The sequence below is a fragment of the Bradyrhizobium sp. P2_E8 genome (assembly GCF_056403875.1).
Window position 1 is genome coordinate 1 of the sequence record NZ_JBFUES010000945.1, and the last position, 2,857, is coordinate 2,857.

3 protein-coding genes are annotated in these 2,857 nt (G+C 55.8%); 2 read left to right on the forward strand and 1 reads right to left on the reverse strand.

The annotated features are described in order from the left end of the window. Positions 1-802: 802 nt before the first annotated feature. Both AC1D00_RS34715 and AC1D00_RS34720 read left to right on the forward strand, forming a co-directional pair. Entirely contained in the window at positions 803-1,036 is a 234-nt protein-coding gene (locus AC1D00_RS34715) for a hypothetical protein (RefSeq protein ID WP_477013789.1), read from the forward strand. A 94-nt stretch (positions 1,037-1,130) separates the two neighbouring features. After that, complete coding sequence (locus AC1D00_RS34720; RefSeq protein WP_477013790.1) at positions 1,131-1,805, forward strand: hypothetical protein; 675 nt, start codon at positions 1,131-1,133, stop codon at positions 1,803-1,805. A 70-nt stretch (positions 1,806-1,875) separates the two neighbouring features. On the opposite strand, the gene AC1D00_RS34725 is transcribed toward AC1D00_RS34720, so the two are convergent. Continuing rightward, on the reverse strand, positions 1,876-2,712 hold the full coding sequence (locus AC1D00_RS34725) for a hypothetical protein (RefSeq protein WP_477013791.1): 837 nt from the start codon (positions 2,710-2,712) through the stop codon (positions 1,876-1,878). Between the last annotated feature and the right edge of the window lie 145 nt (positions 2,713-2,857).

Here is a 2,857-nt window from a genome sequence, read left to right on the forward strand (position 1 = left end):
GTTTGCAATAGTCCGCCCCTGTTCCCTTATCGGCTGAATGCTCAGCGCTTCCTCTTGCCGGGAGAGTAACGACCGGTACTTAGGCACGCCACCACGATTTCAGTGTGCAACTGATACTTTTTTGATGCGCAACACCCGGCTCGACTCCCGTAGCGCCCGACGGACGATAGGCGTGATAATCCACGACGCAGCCGCGGATCCGGGCTGCTTCGACACCGCGCTCAAGATGGACGAAGACTTGGCACCAGTTCGAATCTTTAGGGTGCGCTATCTCCGCGAAACGACCTTCCGCAATAACGGCCTTGTCGAAAGCGATTGCGCCGACGGAATATCCACATCCGGTAATCAAGGCTGTCAACCCGCGGAATGGTCTTGCCACAACCGGAGGCTCTGCTCTCGAAAACATACGCTCACAATGGTCGTGACTGGATTTTTGTTGATCTTTCGGTGCACATGTTGTGCACACGTGGCCACCTAACCAATTGAAGCGTTTTGACTTTCGCTCCAATCCATCATGGGCGCCACAGAAAAGCGATAGTCGTGCGATTTCAATGACTTATCCTATCATCTTAATAGGATGAAACACGAACCTGTGCACTCCAAACTAGCCGAAATTGCACACGTTTGTACCCGTTTGACCTCTCGGTGCACACGTAGCGCACACGAATTAGGGAGTGCACACGGCCTGGCTAGCTACACTCAGTTGCTCTCTGGGAACTGGCGCGACCAGGTCCGCCGCAAGAACCGCTATGTGTCAGAGACCTTTCGCCGTCGCAAGGATGGTGAAGATTGGGCGCTCGACATGGAGCGCAACATTGACCGCCGCGGATCACCGAAACCAAAGGCTGCTGCGCCGGTCCGCACATTTGGCGACACCATCGATCTTTATGTTGAAGATATGCACGAGGTCGGCCGCCCTCCCCGTCCGAAGGCGAACCTGGAGCGCCTGCTGGAGCGGCGTCCTGAGGGCGTGTTCGTCAATGCCTTCGAGATCGGGCTTATGAAGCGGGCCGCTGCCGCCATTGGGGCAAGGTGAAGAACCGATCTCACTCATCGATTGGTCGCGCGTTGGCTTAATTCCGGGTCTAGCATAGCATTGTGCGCTTCATGTCTCCGGGAAGGCGGACTTTATGATGCGCCTGCAAAAGCTCTCGTTTGATGATTGGCTGGATCACTCGTTTGGACGCGAGGTCCGTTTTCAGCAATCACCTTGGTACTTCGATCCCGAACATGATTGGTGGGACCCGCCACCAGCAGAAGCTGTGTCTTATCTCACGCGACTGTTTGAAGACCCGGAGACCGCATTACAGGGATTTGCCGACAGCCAAATCGCACAAGGCTTAACCTACCTCGCAAATACGAGCGCAAGCGGCGATAACAGATGGCTATGTTCAACTGATGTGCCGATCAAAGACCGTGTCCGCTGCGTGAAGTCTGTCGCAGAACTATTTGCGAAATTGTTCGAGCCGCGGTGTACTCCCAGCTTGTCTTACCTTGGCGAAGCCGATGCGGGGACACTAAACTGTGTCTGCTATATGTGGTGGGATGTGTTTCCGAGCTTGGCTCTTGCCAATGATCCGGACCTGCCAACTCTCCACGATTGCGCGCTGTGTACGATGGAGCGCATCCTTCACCTCAACTCGATTGCTTGTCGGGAGAGCGCTCTGCACGGGTTGGGACACTGGCAACGAGACTATAGTGAGAAGGTGACCCAAATCATCGATCGCTTTTGCGAGGGGCATTCTAGAGCCGACCTTCGGCTTTTGGCCTATGCTCAATCCGCCCGCTGCGGATGCGTGCTGTGATCATTGAAACGGTGTCCGGCGTACATGGCGGAGCCGATATCGGGCTAAAGGTTACGATGAGCCGGTTCACTCACGGCCCGCCAAACGGCTTTGGTCTCTCCAGCGGGACGAAAGCGCTCAGATGGGCTGGGTATGTCGACGCGCCGCCGCCTATAGTCGTGCCGGTGCTGATGCTCAAGTAGACGTCCTTCACCCCCTTGGGCGTTTCCAGCAGGATCCAGTTCTTGCTCACACCGCCTATGCCGATAGTCGTAAAGCGCATCGACTTGCCGAACTGCGAACAGGAGATTGGCTTTTCAGTCGTAAACGAATTCCAGGGGCCATGCAGGGTACCCGATCTACCGCCAGTCTTCGGAAGGCTTAAGCCAAAGCCCAGGCCGACCGCCGCATAGACGTAGGTGCACTTCAAATTGTTTTCCGTGTCCCATATGGAGAACAAGGCGCTGGCAAACGCAATTCCGGCTCCAGCCCTGCCCTTCACGATGCGCTTGATGGCCGCTCTCGCGGCGAACGAGATCGAACCGTCGACCTCAAGCAGCATAGCTATCTTGAAATTTCGACTAACTTTTGGCTTCGGCGGAACGGGTCGCGGCAAGTCTGGCTTTATGATCGGTTCGAAATAGACCTTCGGGAGCACCCAAAGGACCACCGATCTATCGCTGTCTTCGTCCAGCCTGTGATTTGCCGTCTGCGTATTGCCGATGGCGTGCGTCTGCATTTGCTCCGGGTGGATGCCCATCTCGGACAGAGACCGCGCGACTGTAATCACGCGGTTGGCCGACGTCGTCATATTCCAATCGGCCGCACCGATCCGGCTCGCGGAGCCCGTCATCCAGATCTGACCGGCATCGTCCTCGAGTAGGGGGACCACTTTGCTCTTCAGAAATTCGGAATGCTCTTTCTTCAAGCCCCGAAACTGCTAACCGGCAAAGTCATCGAAATCGAAATTCCACAGCCGCGCGTGCAGAATCCCCACTCCTGAAAAATCCAGATCGACGTCAACCCTGCCCGGACCAGTTTTGTGAAACATGTCTCTTCGACCTGCAGTAAAC

Excerpts from the sequence above, each read along its gene's own strand:
- AC1D00_RS34715 (WP_477013789.1), top strand. The coding sequence starts at position 803 with ATGGAGCGCAACATTGACCGCCGCGGATCACCGAAACCAAAGGCTGCT.
- AC1D00_RS34720 (WP_477013790.1), top strand. The coding sequence starts at position 1,131 with ATGATGCGCCTGCAAAAGCTCTCGTTTGATGATTGGCTGGATCACTCG.